The following is a 13,206-nucleotide window of genomic DNA, read 5'->3' as shown; positions in this document are numbered from 1 at the left end:
GGCCGGGTCGGCGTGCATCGCCTGCAGGGCCGCGCCGACGGCCGGGTCGCGCAGCGCCGCCGCCCACCCCGGCCCGGTGTCCTCGTCGATCCGGGTGCGCATGATGTACAGCAGGAGCAGGTCGAGCAGCGCCGGCACCAGCGCCTCCCCGCCGGGCCGCGGCGGCCGCTCCAGCTCGCCGGCGAGCAGCCCGACCGGTGGCCCGCAGCTCCGGGCTGCGGGTCAGCTCGGCCGGCAGGTGGATGAGCTCGGGCAGGCTGCGCAGCAGCGGATGGGTCTGCCGGGGATCGAGCTCGTACGCTCCACAGAGGACGACCCCGTCCGGACTGTCCACGGTGGACGGCAGCGGCAGCCCCGGGTCGCACGGCTGGACCGGCGCTCCCGGATCGGCCGCGAGGGCGTACCCGCGACCGTGGGGCGCGAAGAGCACGTCCCCGGGCGCGAGCAGCACGGGCCCGGGCGCGGGTGGCACGCGCCCCGGCGTGAGCAGCACGGGCCCGGGCGTGACCGGGACCCCGCCGGACGCGGGTGGCACGGGGCCGGCGTCGTCCGGCAGCAGCCAGCACTGCCCGCGGAGGATGACCTGCACGCCCGCCGCGCCGGGCACCGACGCGAACCGCTGCCCCCACCGCCCGCGCCAGGCCAGCCGGACCGACACGGGCCGCCCGGTGCGCAGGACCGTGATGACGTCGCTGAGCACGTCCACGTATGAACACGGTACTCTGCCGCATGGATCGTCTCGCTCGGCCCGCCTAGGTTCGTGGCTGTGAGAGCTGTGCGAATCCACGCCTACGGCGACCCGTCCGTCATCCACGTCGACGAGATCCCGGTGCCGGTACCGCGGCGGCATGAGGTCCTGATCCGGACCGCCGCGACGTCGTTCAACCCGTCCGAGGTCGGCCTGCGGACGGGCCTGCTGCGGGGCATGTTCGACCTGCCGCTGCCGCACACCCTGGGCTGGGACCTGGCCGGCACGGTCGAGGGAACCGGCGAGCGGCTGGTCGGCCACGTCGAAGGCGGCGCGGCGGCACAGTACGCGGCCGCGGACCGTTCCGTCCTGGTCGCGGCCCCCACGACGGTGCCGCTGGAGCAGGCGGCCGCCCTGCCGGTGGCGGGCCTGACGGCGTGGCAGGCGGTCTTCGACCACGCCCGGGTACGCCCGGGCGAGCGGGTCCTGGTGAACGGCGCGGGCGGCGGCATCGGCGGCTTCGCGATCCAGTTGGCCCGCCACGCGGGCGCACAGGTGGTGGCGACGGCGTCGGGCCGCAGCGCCGCGAAGGTCCGCTCGCTGGGCGCCGCGGAGGTGCTGGACTACACGTCGGCTCCTCTCGATGCCCTGTTGTCGAGTCCGGTCGATGTCCTGCTGCACCTGGCCCCGGCCCCGGTGCCGACGGGCGTGCTGCGCCCGGACGGCAGACTGGTGTCGGCAACAACGCCGGGCCCGGCCCACTTCGTGATGCGCAACGACCCCGGCCAGCTGGCCTCGCTGGTGGCCCTGGTCGACGCGGGCGTGGTGCGCCTGGACATCTCGGACGTGGTGGACTTCGCCGACGTCGCTGCGGTCCACCGCGCGGCCGAGGCAGGCGAGGTGCGCGGGAAGGTGCTGATAGTCCCCGAACTCGGATAGGCGCGGGCACCGCCGCCGCCAGCCGCTGCGTAGGCCGCCGCGCGTCTCGACAAGGCCGCGAGGCGGCGCCGGACCCCCGAGGTGGACGCCGAGTTGGACGCCGCGGTGTGGTCAAGGTTGGTGGTCAAGGTCGGTGGTCAAGGTCGGTGGTTGGGTGCGGCGTCGCGTCGCGGCGCGCACCGGCCCGCAGCACCCAGCGGGCACGGGACGTGGGCCAGGGTTGGTGCGCGGGTGTGCAGGGCGGGCGTGCGGGCGTTGTCGGCGGTGGGCCTGGAGTGTGGTGGGTCGTGCCGTGGTGGGTCTTGCCGGTAGCGGCCCGGTAGCGGCCCGGTAGCGGCCCGGTAGCGGCGGTCAGGCCGGTAGCGGCGGTCAGGTGGGGTCGGTCGGGCGCATGGGGACGATCAGGTAGCGGAGCGGCGTCGTCGGGGACGTCAGTTCCGTGGCGCGGTTCAGCTCCTGGATGCGTAGCGCGACCGGCGCGTCCCGGAACGCTCGTGCGGCGTCCGACAGGAGGCGGGACTGGTAGTGGCGGGTGGCCTGGCCGTAGTGGACCGTCGCCTTCAGGGTCTCCTCCGACTCGCCGTGGAGGGGGTCCTGCGCCTGGACCAGGACCGCGCCCTCGATGACCTGGAGGGTCATGCGGCCGTGCGGGCCGGCGTAGCGGGACGCGCGGTCCACCGCCGCGGCCAGCGCCTCCGCCTCCAGCTCCACCGCGCACTCGGGGGTCACCGTCAGGAGGCGGTCGAACTGGGCGTCCGGATACGACGTGCCCAGCGTCGGGGTCAGGAGGCTGCCCGTCGGCCACGAGACGGCGAACAGGTCCGGCGACGCGTGCAGGGTCACCTCGTCGGCGCGGGACGGGGCCGACGCGGCCCGGGTCAGGAGGTTGGCCGGGACCAGCGTCTCGAGAGGGGTGGCCGAGGGCCAGGGGAGCGTGGCGGCGGCCAGGCGGTAGCGGTCCGTGGCGAGCAGGGACAGGGTCGACGCCGTCGTGCGCAGGCGGACGCCCGTGAAGAGGGGGAGGGCGTCGTCGCGGGAGGCGGCGCCGGCGACCGCGGCCACGGTCGAGCGCAGGTCGGCGGCCGGGAGCGTGCCGGCCGGCGGGGGCAGGGCGGGCAGCGGGGGCCAGGGGTCCGCGAGGACGGGGAGCGCGAAGCGGGCGGCCGGCACGCGGACGGCCAGGCGACGGCCCTCGATCACCAGGCGGGCGGCGGGGGCGGACAGCCCGGCCACCGTCTCGGCCAGGGCGCGCCGCGGCACGACGGCCTCGCCCACCGCACGGGCCAGCGCGGGGACGGTCAGGCGCACGGTGAGTGTGCCGTCGGTCGCGGACAGTTCGAGCGCCGTGGCGGTGGCGTGCAGGCGGACGGCGCCGTGGACGGGCTGCGGGGAACGGGCGGTGAGCAGGCGGTTGGCGAGGGTGGCCGCGTCGGCCAGCGCACCCGCATCCACATCGACATCCATGCCCCGCACCGTAGACGCCGGGTACGACAAAAATCCGTGACCCAGGTACGACGAAGACCACAGGAACCTTGACGCGGATACCCCCTGGGGGTAATCCTTGAAGCCGTTGGTACCCCCAGGGGGTAGGGTAATGGCACGGCACGGAAGGAACGGGTTGATGGAGACGACGTACACGGTGACCGGAATGACCTGCGAGCACTGCGTGGGCGCGGTGAGCGGCGAGCTGCTGAAGCTCGACGGGGTGCGGGACGTGCGGATCGACCTCGGCTCGGGGGCCGTCACCGTGACCAGTGAGCAGGCGCTCGACGCTGCGGCCGTGCGGGACGCCGTCGACGAGGCCGGCTACGCGGTGGTGGGCTGAGTCATGCGTACGCCGCTGAAGCTCGGCGCGTTCGCCGCCGGGCTCGCGGCCGTCTTCGCCGCCTCGCTGGGCGCCGGCCACCTGGCCGGCCCCGTGGCGGCGCCGGCGACCCAGCCGGCCCACGGCCAGACCAATAATCCACCGGGCCACCAGGCCGACGACCAGGACCCACCGGGCCAGAGCCACGACGAAAGCGGCCAGGCCCACGGAGAAAGCGGCCAGAGCCACGAAGAAGGCGGCCAGACAACCCCCGGCGGACTGCAGATCAGCCAGGACGGCTACACCCTCGTCCCGCTGACCACCACCCTGACCGCCGGCACCACCCAGGAGTTCCGCTTCCGCATCGACGGCCCCGACGGCGCGCCGCTCACGCGGTACACGGTGGAGCACGAGAAGGAGCTGCACCTCATCGCCGTCAGGAGGGATCTCGCCGGCTACCAGCACGTCCACCCGGTCCGGGCCGCGGACGGCACCTGGTCCGTCCCGCTCCAGGCGGCACAGCCCGGCCAGTACCGCATCTTCGCCGACTTCCGCCCGGCAGCCCGCGACAAGGGCCTGACCCTCGGCGCGGACGTCGCCGCACCCGGCGACTACCAGCCGCAGAACCTGCCGGCGGCGACACACACCGTGACCGTCGACGGCTACACGGTGGAGCTGCAGGGGGAGCTGCACCCCGGTAGCGCCACGGAGCTCGGCTTCACGATCAGCAGGAACGGGCAGCGGATCGACCCGGAGCCCTACCTCGGCGCGCAGGGCCACCTCGTCGCGCTGCGCGACGGCGACCTCGCCTACCTCCACGTGCACCCGGTCCGGGGCACGACGTTCGCGGCCGAGGTGCCGAGCGCGGGCCGGTACCGGTTGTACCTCGACTTCAAGCACGGCGGCACGGTGCACACCGCCGAGTTCACCGCGGGAACGGACCACTGATGAACCGGATCGAGCTGAACATCGGCGGCATGACCTGCGCGAGCTGCGCCACGCGGATCGAGAAGAAACTCAACCGCATGGATGGCGTCACCGCGACGGTCAACTATGCCACCGAGAAGGCCAGCGTCACCTTCGACGGCAAGGTCACCGAGCAGGACCTGGTGGCCACGGTCGAGCGCACCGGCTACACGATCAAGAAGGCCGAGAAGACCGAGCAGCGCGACCCGAGGCTGTGGATCACCGCGGCGCTCACGGTCCCGGTCATCGTCCTGGCGATGGTACCGGCGTGGCAGTTCGACTACTGGCAGTGGGCAAGCCTGACCCTCGCCGCCCCGGTCGTCGCCTACGGCGGCTGGCCCTTCCACCTCGCCGCCTGGAAGAACGCACGACACGGCACGGCCACCATGGACACCCTGGTGTCACTGGGCACCCTCGCGGCGTTCGCCTGGTCCGTCTATGCGCTGTTCCTCGGTACCGCCGGCATGCCCGGCATGACCCACCCGTTCGAGTTCACCATCGAACGCGGCGACGGCACCGGCGACATCTACCTGGAGGCGGCCGCGGGCGTGACGCTGTTCCTGCTGGCCGGCCGCCACTTCGAGCAGCGCGCCAAGCGGCAGGCCGGCACGGCCCTGCGGGCCCTCATGGAGCTCGGCGCCAAGGACGTCGCCGTCATCCGGCAGGGCGTCGAGACCCGGGTCCCGATCGGGCAGCTGCGGGTCGGTGACCGGTTCGTGGTACGCCCCGGTGAGAAGGTCGCCACCGACGGAGTGGTCGAGGACGGCAGCTCCGCCGTCGACCAGAGCATGCTCACGGGGGAGTCGGTTCCAGTGGAGGTCAGCCCGGGCAGCGCCGTCACCGGCGCGACCGTCAACGCGGGCGGGCGACTGCTGGTGCGGGCGACCCGGGTCGGCCGCGACACCCAGCTCGCCCGGATGGCGGAGCTGGTCGAGCGGGCACAGACCGGCAAGGCGGCCGTGCAGCGGCTCGCCGACCGGATCTCGGGCGTGTTCGTGCCGATCGTCATCGCCCTGTCCGTCGGCACCCTCGGCTACTGGCTCGGCACCGGCAGCGGCCCGGCGGCGGCGTTCACCGCGGCCGTGGCCGTGCTGATCATCGCCTGCCCGTGCGCGCTCGGCCTGGCCACCCCGACGGCGCTGCTCGTCGGCACCGGCCGGGGCGCCCAGCTGGGCGTGCTCATCCGCGGGCCCGAGGTGCTCGAGTCGACCCGCCGCGTCGACACGATCGTGCTCGACAAGACCGGCACGGTCACCGAGGGCCGGATGACCCTCGGCGAGGTCCGGCCGGACGACGGCCAGGACGCCGGCGAGCTCCTGCGGATCGCGGGCGCGGTCGAGCACGCCTCGGAGCACCCGATCGGCCGCGCGATCGCTGCGGCGGCCGCCGAGCGCGGGCCGCTGCCGGAGGTGCGGGACTTCGCCAACCTGGAGGGGCTGGGCGTCCGCGGCACCGTCGAGGGCCGCGCGGTCCTCGCGGGGCGGGCCCGGCTGCTGCGCGAGCAGGGCATCGACGCCCCCGACACCGACGGCGTCCACGTCGCCTGGGACGGCGTGCACCGCGGCTCGCTCACGGTCACCGACGCGGTGCGGCCGACCAGCCGCGAGGCCGTCGAGCAGCTGCGCGCGCTGGGGCTGCGGCCGGTGCTGCTCACCGGCGACAACGAGGCGACGGCGACGGCGGTCGCCGCGGAGGTGGGCATCGACGAGGTGATCGCGGGTGTCCTGCCGGCCGACAAGGTCGACGTGGTCAAGCGGCTGCAGGCCGAGGGCCGGACGGTCGCCATGGTCGGCGACGGGGTCAACGACGCCGCCGCCCTCGCGCAGGCCGACCTCGGCCTGGCCATGGGCACAGGCACCGACGCCGCGATCGAGGCGGCCGACCTGACGCTCGTCCGGGGCGACCTGCTCGCCGCCGTGGACGCGATCCGGCTGTCGCGGCGCACGCTCGGTACCATCAAGGGGAATCTCTTCTGGGCGTTCGCCTACAACGTCGTCGGGCTCCCCGTCGCGGCGGCCGGCCTGCTCAACCCGATGCTCGCGGGAGGTGCGATGGCGCTGTCGTCGGTGTTCGTGGTGGCCAACTCGCTGCGGCTGCGGGCGTTCCGCTGATGCGTGTCCTGCTGGTGGCGGCGCCGCTGCTCGGTCACGTGTTCCCGTTGGTCCCGCTCGGGCGGGCGCTGCGGGACGCGGGCCACGAGGTGCTCGTCGCCACCGGCGGTGACGCGGTCAAGGTCGCCGGCTCCGGCCTGCCGGTCGAGGACGTCGCGCCCGGCTTCGCGATGGGCAGGGTCGCGCTGCCGGTCATGCTGCGCCACCCGCTGATCGCCCGGGCCGAGCTCGCCGGGCGGGCCGGCACGCGCGGCGTCCGCCTGCTCTTCGGTGCGGTCCACGACCGCATCGCCGGCCCGGTCACGGCCCTCGCCGAGCGCTGGCGGCCCGACCTCGTCGTCCACGAGCCGCTCGCGCCGGCCGGCACCCTGGCCGCGCGACGGACGGGCGCCCGGGCGGTGCTGCACGAGAACACCCTGTTCGACGCGCGCACCCTGCATGCCCTCTTCCCGGGTGTACCGCAGCCGGACGCCGTCGTCAGCTCGGCGCCCCCGTCGGTGCTGCCGGAGCGGACGGGCTGGCCGATGCGGCCGGTGCCGTACGGTGGCGAGGTCGCGCTGGACCCCTCCCTGGCCGCGCCCGAGCGCCCGTGGGTCGTGGTGAGCCGCAGCACGATCGCCGGCGGCCCGGTGCGCGACACGCTCATGGACCAGGTGGTGGCCGCGGCCCCGGCGGTCGACGCGGACTTCCTGCTGGTCCGGCCGCCCCGCGAGTACCGGCTGCCCCCCAACGTCCGGACCACCGGCTGGGCCCCGATCCCGGCCCTGCTGGAGCACGCCGCGGCGATCGTCCACCACGGCGGCGCCGGCACCGTCCTCGCCGCGCTCGCGGCGGGCGTGCCGCAACTGGTCCTCAACGGCGCCGGCGACCGCCGCCACAACGCGAGCCTGGTCGCGGGCCGCGGGGCCGGGCTCGCCGCCGACGCCGTGGAGCCGGCGGTGCTGCGGGAGCTGCTCGCCGGCGACCACCTGCGCACGGCGGCGCGCGAGGTCGCGGCCGAGATCGCCGCCATGCCGTCCCCGGCCGGTGTCGTCCCCCGCCTCGAGGGCCTGGCGTGACGCTCGGGACGCACGAGGTCGAGCTCTTCGAGCGGTCCCGCGGCCGCCTGGAGGCGATCGCGTATCGGCTGCTCGGCTCGGCCGGCGACGCCGAGGACGCGGTGCAGGACACGTTCCTGCGCTGGCAGGCGGCCGACCACGAGCACATCGAGACGCCCCAGGCGTGGCTCACGAAGGCGCTCACCAACGTCTGCCTCAACCAGCTCACCTCGGCGCGGGCCCGGCGGGAGACCTACGTCGGGCAGTGGCTGCCCGAGCCGGTCCTGGCCGGCGACCGGATGCTCGGCCCGGCCGAGACCGCCGAGCAGCGCGAGTCGGTCTCGATCGCCGTGCTGACCCTCATGGAGCGGCTGTCGCCGAACGAGCGCGTGGTGTACGTCCTGCGCGAAGCCTTCGGGTACACCCACCTCGACATCGCCCGCATGCTCGACCTGTCCGAGTCGAACTGCCAGCAGCTGTACCGCCGGGCCCGGCAGCACGTCGCCGCCGGCCGCGCGCGGGTCGAGGTCGACGCGGCCGCCGCGCGCCGGATCGCCGAGGAGTTCCTGGCCGCGGCGCTCAGCGGCGACACCGAGCCGCTGGTCCGGCTGCTCGCCGCCGGCGCGGTGAGCGTGTCCGACGGCGGCGGCGCGGTCCCGGCCCGCCGGACCCCGATGGTCGGCGCCGTGGCGATCGCCCGCTTCCTGCGCGGCCTCCTGCGGCCCTCCACCACCGCCCGGCTGGGCGACGTCGGCGTGCACGCCGCGGTCGTCAACGGCGGCCCCGCGCTGCTGGCGGTGGTCGACGGCCGGGTCGCCGGGGTCATGTCGCTCGAGGTGACGGCCGACGGCGTCGCGGCCGTGCACCTGCAGGCGAACCCGGCCAAGCTCGAGCGCCTCACGCGGCTGTGGGCCAGGTCATAGCCGGGCTCTGTCAGGAAACGCGGCCCTGTCCGGTTCAGGAGGCGAACCACGACACCGGACAGGAGCGACACCATGAAGCACCGCATCGTCGTCCTCGGCGCCGGATACGCCGGCGCCAACGCCGCCGGCCGGCTGGCCCGCCGGCTGCACCCCGCCGGCACCGAGATCACCCTGGTCAACGCCGAACCGGACTTCGTCGAGCGGGTCTGCATGCACCAGCTCGCGACCGGGCCGGACCTGCGGCACCGCCCGCTCGCGCGGGTCGTCGCGGGCACGCACGTCACGGTCCGCACGGCGCGGGTCGTCGCCGTCGACGTCACCCGCAGGACGGTCGAGCTGGCCGACGGGGCGGAGCTGGGGTACGACACCCTCGTGTACGCCCTGGGCAGCACCGCCGCCGAGGTCCCCGAGCACGCCCACCACCTTGCCGGCCGGCCGGCCGCGCTCCGCCTCCGCGCCCGCCTGGGCGAGCTGCCCGCCGGGGCGGCCGTGCTGGTCGTCGGGGGCGGCCTCACCGCGATCGAGGCGGCCACCGAGATCGCCGAGACCCGCACCGACCTGGCCGTCGCGATCGCGGCCCGGGAGGGCGTCGGCGACTGGCTCAGCGACAAGGCCCGCCACCACCTGCGCCGCGTCCTCGACCGGCTCGGCGTCACCGTCCACGAGCACACCGCCGTCGACCGGGTGGACCCGTCGGGTGTCCTCACCGGTACCGGCGGGCGGCTCGCGGCCGACCTGACCGTGTGGACGGCGGGCTTCGCCACGCACCCGATCGCCGCGGCGACCGCCCTGGAGGTCGCGGCCGACGGGCGGATCGTCGTCGACGAGACGATGCGCTCGGTCTCCCACCCCGACGTGTACGCCGTCGGGGACGCCGCCCTGGCCCCGGGCGTGGGCGGCCGGCCGCTGCGGATGTCGTGCGCGTCGGGCATCCCGGCGGCGTGGCAGGCGGCCGACGCCATCGCGGCCCGCCTGACCGGCCGGAAGGTGCCGGTGACGCCGGTCGGGTACTTCGCCCAGTGCATCAGCCTGGGCCGCCGCGACGGCATCATCCAGCTCGTGACGCCCGACGACCGCCCCAGGTCGACGGTGGTGACGGGCCGGGCGGCGGCGCGCATCAAGGAGTTCGTGGTCGCGGGCGCCGGCTGGAGCGTGGCCCACCCGACGGCCCTGATGCCGACCCGCCGTCACCACGTGGCCCCGTCACCGGCGCCGACCCGCACGCCCTGACCGCGCCCCTCCCTTGCGCCGTTTGGTTGCGCCGATCTTGGAGTTGTGGTTCGGATATAGCCGATATCTCCGGCGGAAACGGGCGCCGCAACTCCAAGATCGGCGCGGGGAAGGGGGCTAGCGGGACAGGGCGCGCTCCATGGCGGCCAGGATGCCCGGCCAGCCGTTGCCCATGCCCTCCAGGGCCTGGCGGCCCAGCGGGGAGTTCGGGTCGAAGCCCGCGTGCTCCAGGAACAGCCGAGTGCCCGTGCCCTCCGGTTCGAGCCGCCAGGTCAGAGTGGTGTCCAGGCTGCCCTCGGCGAAGGAGTACCGCAGCAGCCGCTCCGGCTCGACCGCCAGCACCTCGCACGGCTGGTGGCCCCACGCGCCCATGTCGAGGGTGAAGCGGTGCCCGACCACCGGGCGCACGTCGCCGGCGGCCCACCACTTCGCGTGCGTCGAGGGGTCGGTCAGCGCCCGCCACACCACCGCCGGCGGGTGGGCGATGAACTGGTCGCACTGGATCACGGTTGTGTCGATGGTCACGGATGCTCCTCGGATGTCTCGGCGTCGATGACGTCACGCAGGGCGGTGAGGCGGTCCCGCCAGTACCGCTCGAACGGATGCAGCCAGGACTGGACGCCGGCCAGCGGGGCGGGCTCCAGGTGGTAGAACCGGTGGCGGCCGCGCGGCTCCTCGCGGACCAGCCGCGCGTGCCGCAGCACCGCGAGGTGTTCCGAGATCGCCGGCCGGCCGAGGGCGAACCGGCCCGCCAGGTCGTTGACCGCGAGCGGCCCGTCCCGCAGCGCCTCCAGCAGCCGGCGGCGCACCGGGTTCGCCAGGGCCGCGAACACGTCCTGTTCCGTCACGCGCCCATCATGCGTCGGAAAGTTCCGACGTGTCAACAATCTCCGACGTATCGCTATGTGGCGTATTGCGTGCGGTCGATAGGGTGCGTGGCATGGCGAGTCGTCGGTTGCCACTGGTCGTGGCGGTTGTGGTGGGGCTGGTAGCGGTCGTCGGGGTGTACTTCGTGCTGCGGCCGGGGGACAAGTCGGACGCGCCGGAGGGCAATGCGGGGCGGTCGGACTGTGTGCGGCTGGAGGTGTCGGCGTCGACCGAGAAGGGTGACCTGCTCGCCGAGCTCGGCAAGCAGTACAACATCGCCGGTCGCACCTTCGACGGGAAGTGTGCCGCCGTCAACGTGCGCAAGAAGACGTCCGGCGCGGCGATGCAGGCCCTCGCCGACGGGTGGACCGACGGGGCCGCGCCGCAGGTGTGGGCGCCCTCCTCGTCGCTGTGGCTCGACGTGCTGCGGGAGCGGACCGGCGCGTCCGACAAGCGCATCCTCACCGACGCGGAGCCGGCGTCGATCGCCACCAGCCCGCTCGTGCTCGCCATGCCGAAGCCGATGGCGGAGGCGCTCGGGTGGCCCGGCAAGCAGGTCGGCTGGGCCGACGTCCTCGCGCTGAGCGCCGACCCGCAGGGCTGGGGGCGGTACGGGCACCCGGAGTGGGGGAAGTTCCGCCTCGGCAAGGACAACCCGCACCGCTCGACGTCGGGGCTCGGCGCCACCGTCGCCACGTTCTACGCCGCGACCGGGCGCTCCAGCGACCTCACCGCCGACGAGGTGGTCAGCCCGAAGGTCACCGACTACGTGCGTGGGGTCGAGGCCGGGGTGCTGCACTACTCCGACGACGCCGTGAAGTACCTCGCCAACCTCGCCGAGGCCGACGCGCAGGGCAAGGCGCTGCAGTACGTCAGCGCCATCGCCATGCAGGAAGAGCTGGTGTACCTGTACAACTCCGGTGCCCCCAACGGCGACCCGGCGCAGATCGGCAAGGGGCGCAAGCCGCAGGTGCCGCTCGTCGCGCTGTACCCCAAGGACGGCACGCTGATGTTCGACCACCCGCTGGTCGTGCTCGCCGACGTCACCGACGACCAGAAGGCCGCGGCGGCCGACTTCCAGGCGTTCCTGCAGGACCCGGCGCAGCAGCGCCGCTTCGCCGAGCACGGGTTCCGCGACTACCAGGGCAAGGCGGGCGACAGCCTCGCCACGACCATCAGCGCGCCCAAGGACCAGCAGCTCTCGCTGATCGATCCGCCGTCTCCCACGGTACTGGCGAAGATCCTCGACCGCTGGGACGAGCTGCGCAAGAAGGCGCGCGTCCTGCTCGTCATCGACGTCTCGGGATCGATGAACGACACCGCCGGCAACGGCAAGTCCAAGCTGGAGGCCGCGAAGGACGCGGCGGTCGAGGCGCTGCGGCAGCTGCACCCCGACGACGAGCTCGCCGTCTGGGCCTTCTCGACCGAGACCCAGGACAACCCCGGCGCCGTGTACCGCGAGGTCGTCCCGTTCACCCGCGTCGGCCAGGGCGGCGACACCATCCGGAGCAGCATCAAGGGCCTGCACGCGGAGGGCGGCACGGCGCTGTACCACGTCGTGCGCCTCGCCCAGCAGCACGTGCTCGCGAACACGGCGCCGGACCGGATCAACGCCGTGGTCGTGCTCACCGACGGCAAGAACGAGTATCCGAAGGACAACGACCTCAACGCGCTGCTGCGCGACGTCGACGCGAAGGACCTGGAGCAGTCGGTACGGCTGTTCGCGATCGCGTTCGGCGACAAGTCCGACCTCGGGACGCTCGACCGGATCGCCAAGGCGTCCCGCGGCGCGGCCTACGACGCCCGCAACCCGGCCACGATCACGGACGTCTTCGTCTCAGTGCTGAGCAACTTTTAAGGCCTGTTTCATGACTGGGCCCGCCGCAGCCCGGCCTCAGTCATGAAACAGGCCTCAAGGACTGCTCCACCCAGCGGCGCAGGGCCGGTGCCGAGGCGGCGCCGGCCTGGCGGGCGATCGTCGCGCCGTCACGCATCAGGATCAGCGTCGGCACGGCGCGCACGTCGAAGCGGCGGGCCACGGCCGGGGCCTGGTCGACGTCGACCTTGACCAGCTTCACGACGCCGGCCAGGTCGGCGGCGACCTGCTCCAGGGCCGGGCTCACCATCCGGCACGGCCCACACCAGGTCGCCCACAGGTCCACCAGGACCGGGACGGGGGCGCGTTCGGCCACGTCGCCGAACGTCCGGTCGTCGGCGTGGGCGACCCACGGCAGCGGCTCCTTGCAGGACCCGCACACCGGCTTGCCCGGCGCGGCGGCCGGGACGCGGTTGCGCTGCTTGCAGTTCGGACAGGTGACGATCTCGGCGGACATGTCGGCAACCTCCTCCGGCTCCCTATGACGCCCCGGCGGGGCCGCGCATTCCCGGTGCTACCCGATCCGGGTGCGGATCATTCCCGGATGCGCGCGGCGAGCCCGTCGAGCAGCAGGGCCAGGCCGAACTCGAAGGCCTGGTCGCCCGCCCCCGCGGCGGCCGTCTCGGCGAGCGCCGCCAGCAGCTGCGGGAACCGCTCGCCGTGGCGGGCCAGCGGCGCGGCGATCGCCGCCGCCAGCGCGGCCTCCGGGTCGCTGCCTGCGGTGTCGTGTTCGCACTGCCGGCCCTTCGAACTCGCGGGGTGAAC

The 13,206-nt window shown here is 74.4% G+C and carries 14 protein-coding genes; 8 read left to right on the top strand and 6 right to left on the bottom strand.

What is annotated here, in order from left to right; translation table 11 throughout:
* Nucleotides 1-850: cupin domain-containing protein (locus ABZS66_RS56155; RefSeq protein ID WP_354772284.1), on the bottom strand; the 850-nt coding region annotated here is incomplete at its 3' end.
* Between ABZS66_RS56155 and ABZS66_RS56150 the strand changes: the two genes are divergently transcribed.
* Complete coding sequence (locus tag ABZS66_RS56150) at nt 767-1,627, top strand: NADP-dependent oxidoreductase (RefSeq protein WP_354772282.1); 861 nt, start codon at nt 767-769, stop codon at nt 1,625-1,627. The two genes, ABZS66_RS56155 and ABZS66_RS56150, sit on opposite strands and share 84 nt — an antisense overlap.
* Nucleotides 1,628-1,996: 369 nt before the next feature.
* Here ABZS66_RS56150 and ABZS66_RS56145 read toward each other — a convergent pair whose 3' ends face one another.
* Nucleotides 1,997-3,091 (bottom strand): DNA polymerase III subunit beta, encoded by a 1,095-nt coding sequence (locus tag ABZS66_RS56145; RefSeq protein WP_354772280.1) that lies wholly within the window; start codon nt 3,089-3,091, stop codon nt 1,997-1,999.
* 157 nt (nt 3,092-3,248) lie between these two features.
* Here ABZS66_RS56145 and ABZS66_RS56140 point away from each other — a divergent pair, with 157 nt between their 5' ends.
* The 6 genes from ABZS66_RS56140 to ABZS66_RS56115 all read left to right on the top strand — a co-directional run bounded on the left by ABZS66_RS56140 (nt 3,249) and on the right by ABZS66_RS56115 (nt 9,698).
* Entirely contained in the window at nt 3,249-3,452 is a 204-nt protein-coding gene (locus ABZS66_RS56140; protein ID WP_354772278.1) for a heavy-metal-associated domain-containing protein, read from the top strand.
* Nucleotides 3,453-3,455: 3 nt separating this feature from the next.
* Nucleotides 3,456-4,379 carry a hypothetical protein gene (locus tag ABZS66_RS56135; protein WP_354772276.1) on the top strand — a complete coding sequence of 308 codons (924 nt, stop codon included), beginning with the start codon at nt 3,456-3,458 and terminating at the stop codon, nt 4,377-4,379.
* Nucleotides 4,379-6,508 carry a heavy metal translocating P-type ATPase gene (locus ABZS66_RS56130; RefSeq protein WP_354772274.1) on the top strand — a complete coding sequence of 710 codons (2,130 nt, stop codon included), beginning with the start codon at nt 4,379-4,381 and terminating at the stop codon, nt 6,506-6,508. Before ABZS66_RS56135 ends, ABZS66_RS56130 begins: the two co-directional genes overlap by 1 nt.
* The gene (locus tag ABZS66_RS56125; protein WP_354772272.1) at nt 6,508-7,566 is read left to right on the top strand and encodes a nucleotide disphospho-sugar-binding domain-containing protein; all 1,059 of its coding nucleotides are present in this window, start codon (nt 6,508-6,510) and stop codon (nt 7,564-7,566) included. Before ABZS66_RS56130 ends, ABZS66_RS56125 begins: the two co-directional genes overlap by 1 nt.
* Nucleotides 7,563-8,468, top strand: a complete 906-nt coding sequence (locus tag ABZS66_RS56120; protein ID WP_354772270.1) for an RNA polymerase sigma-70 factor — start codon at nt 7,563-7,565, stop codon at nt 8,466-8,468. The genes ABZS66_RS56125 and ABZS66_RS56120 overlap by 4 nt, the downstream gene beginning before the upstream one ends.
* 72 nt (nt 8,469-8,540) lie before the next feature.
* On the top strand, nt 8,541-9,698 hold the full coding sequence (locus tag ABZS66_RS56115; RefSeq protein WP_354772268.1) for an FAD-dependent oxidoreductase: 1,158 nt from the start codon (nt 8,541-8,543) through the stop codon (nt 9,696-9,698).
* A gap of 117 nt (nt 9,699-9,815) precedes the next feature.
* Here the strand turns inward: ABZS66_RS56115 and ABZS66_RS56110 are convergent, their stop codons facing one another.
* Both ABZS66_RS56110 and ABZS66_RS56105 read right to left on the bottom strand, forming a co-directional pair.
* Nucleotides 9,816-10,223, bottom strand: a complete 408-nt coding sequence (locus ABZS66_RS56110) for an SRPBCC domain-containing protein (RefSeq protein ID WP_354772266.1) — start codon at nt 10,221-10,223, stop codon at nt 9,816-9,818.
* Complete coding sequence (locus ABZS66_RS56105) at nt 10,220-10,546, bottom strand: metalloregulator ArsR/SmtB family transcription factor (RefSeq protein WP_354772264.1); 327 nt, start codon at nt 10,544-10,546, stop codon at nt 10,220-10,222. Before ABZS66_RS56105 ends, ABZS66_RS56110 begins: the two co-directional genes overlap by 4 nt.
* 92 nt (nt 10,547-10,638) lie before the next feature.
* On the opposite strand from ABZS66_RS56105, the gene ABZS66_RS56100 reads away from it, so the two are divergent.
* Entirely contained in the window at nt 10,639-12,423 is a 1,785-nt protein-coding gene (locus ABZS66_RS56100) for a substrate-binding and VWA domain-containing protein (protein ID WP_354772262.1), read from the top strand.
* A 40-nt stretch (nt 12,424-12,463) separates the two neighbouring features.
* Here ABZS66_RS56100 and trxA read toward each other — a convergent pair whose 3' ends face one another.
* Nucleotides 12,464-12,898, bottom strand: coding sequence for a thioredoxin (trxA, locus tag ABZS66_RS56095; protein WP_354772260.1), 435 nt, complete (start codon nt 12,896-12,898; stop codon nt 12,464-12,466).
* Nucleotides 12,899-12,975: 77 nt separating this feature from the next.
* On the bottom strand, nt 12,976-13,206 hold a 231-nt coding region (locus tag ABZS66_RS56090), incomplete at its 5' end, for a TetR/AcrR family transcriptional regulator C-terminal domain-containing protein (protein ID WP_354772258.1).

This window comes from Dactylosporangium sp. NPDC005572 (assembly GCF_040605515.1).
Lineage (GTDB): Bacteria > Actinomycetota > Actinomycetes > Mycobacteriales > Micromonosporaceae > Dactylosporangium.
Note: the sequence above shows the minus strand (reverse complement) of the source record. Positions and strands in the feature narration are given on the sequence as shown.

Coding starts and splice junctions, on each gene's coding strand:
- ABZS66_RS56135 (WP_354772276.1), top strand. CDS start 3,456: ATGCGTACGCCGCTGAAGCTCGGCGCGTTCGCCGCCGGGCTCGCGGCC.
- ABZS66_RS56130 (WP_354772274.1), top strand. CDS start 4,379: ATGAACCGGATCGAGCTGAACATCGGCGGCATGACCTGCGCGAGCTGC.
- ABZS66_RS56140 (WP_354772278.1), top strand. CDS start 3,249: ATGGAGACGACGTACACGGTGACCGGAATGACCTGCGAGCACTGCGTG.
- ABZS66_RS56145 (WP_354772280.1), bottom strand. CDS start 3,091: ATGGATGTCGATGTGGATGCGGGTGCGCTGGCCGACGCGGCCACCCTC.
- trxA (WP_354772260.1), bottom strand. CDS start 12,898: ATGTCCGCCGAGATCGTCACCTGTCCGAACTGCAAGCAGCGCAACCGC.
- ABZS66_RS56100 (WP_354772262.1), top strand. CDS start 10,639: ATGGCGAGTCGTCGGTTGCCACTGGTCGTGGCGGTTGTGGTGGGGCTG.
- ABZS66_RS56125 (WP_354772272.1), top strand. CDS start 6,508: ATGCGTGTCCTGCTGGTGGCGGCGCCGCTGCTCGGTCACGTGTTCCCG.
- ABZS66_RS56115 (WP_354772268.1), top strand. CDS start 8,541: ATGAAGCACCGCATCGTCGTCCTCGGCGCCGGATACGCCGGCGCCAAC.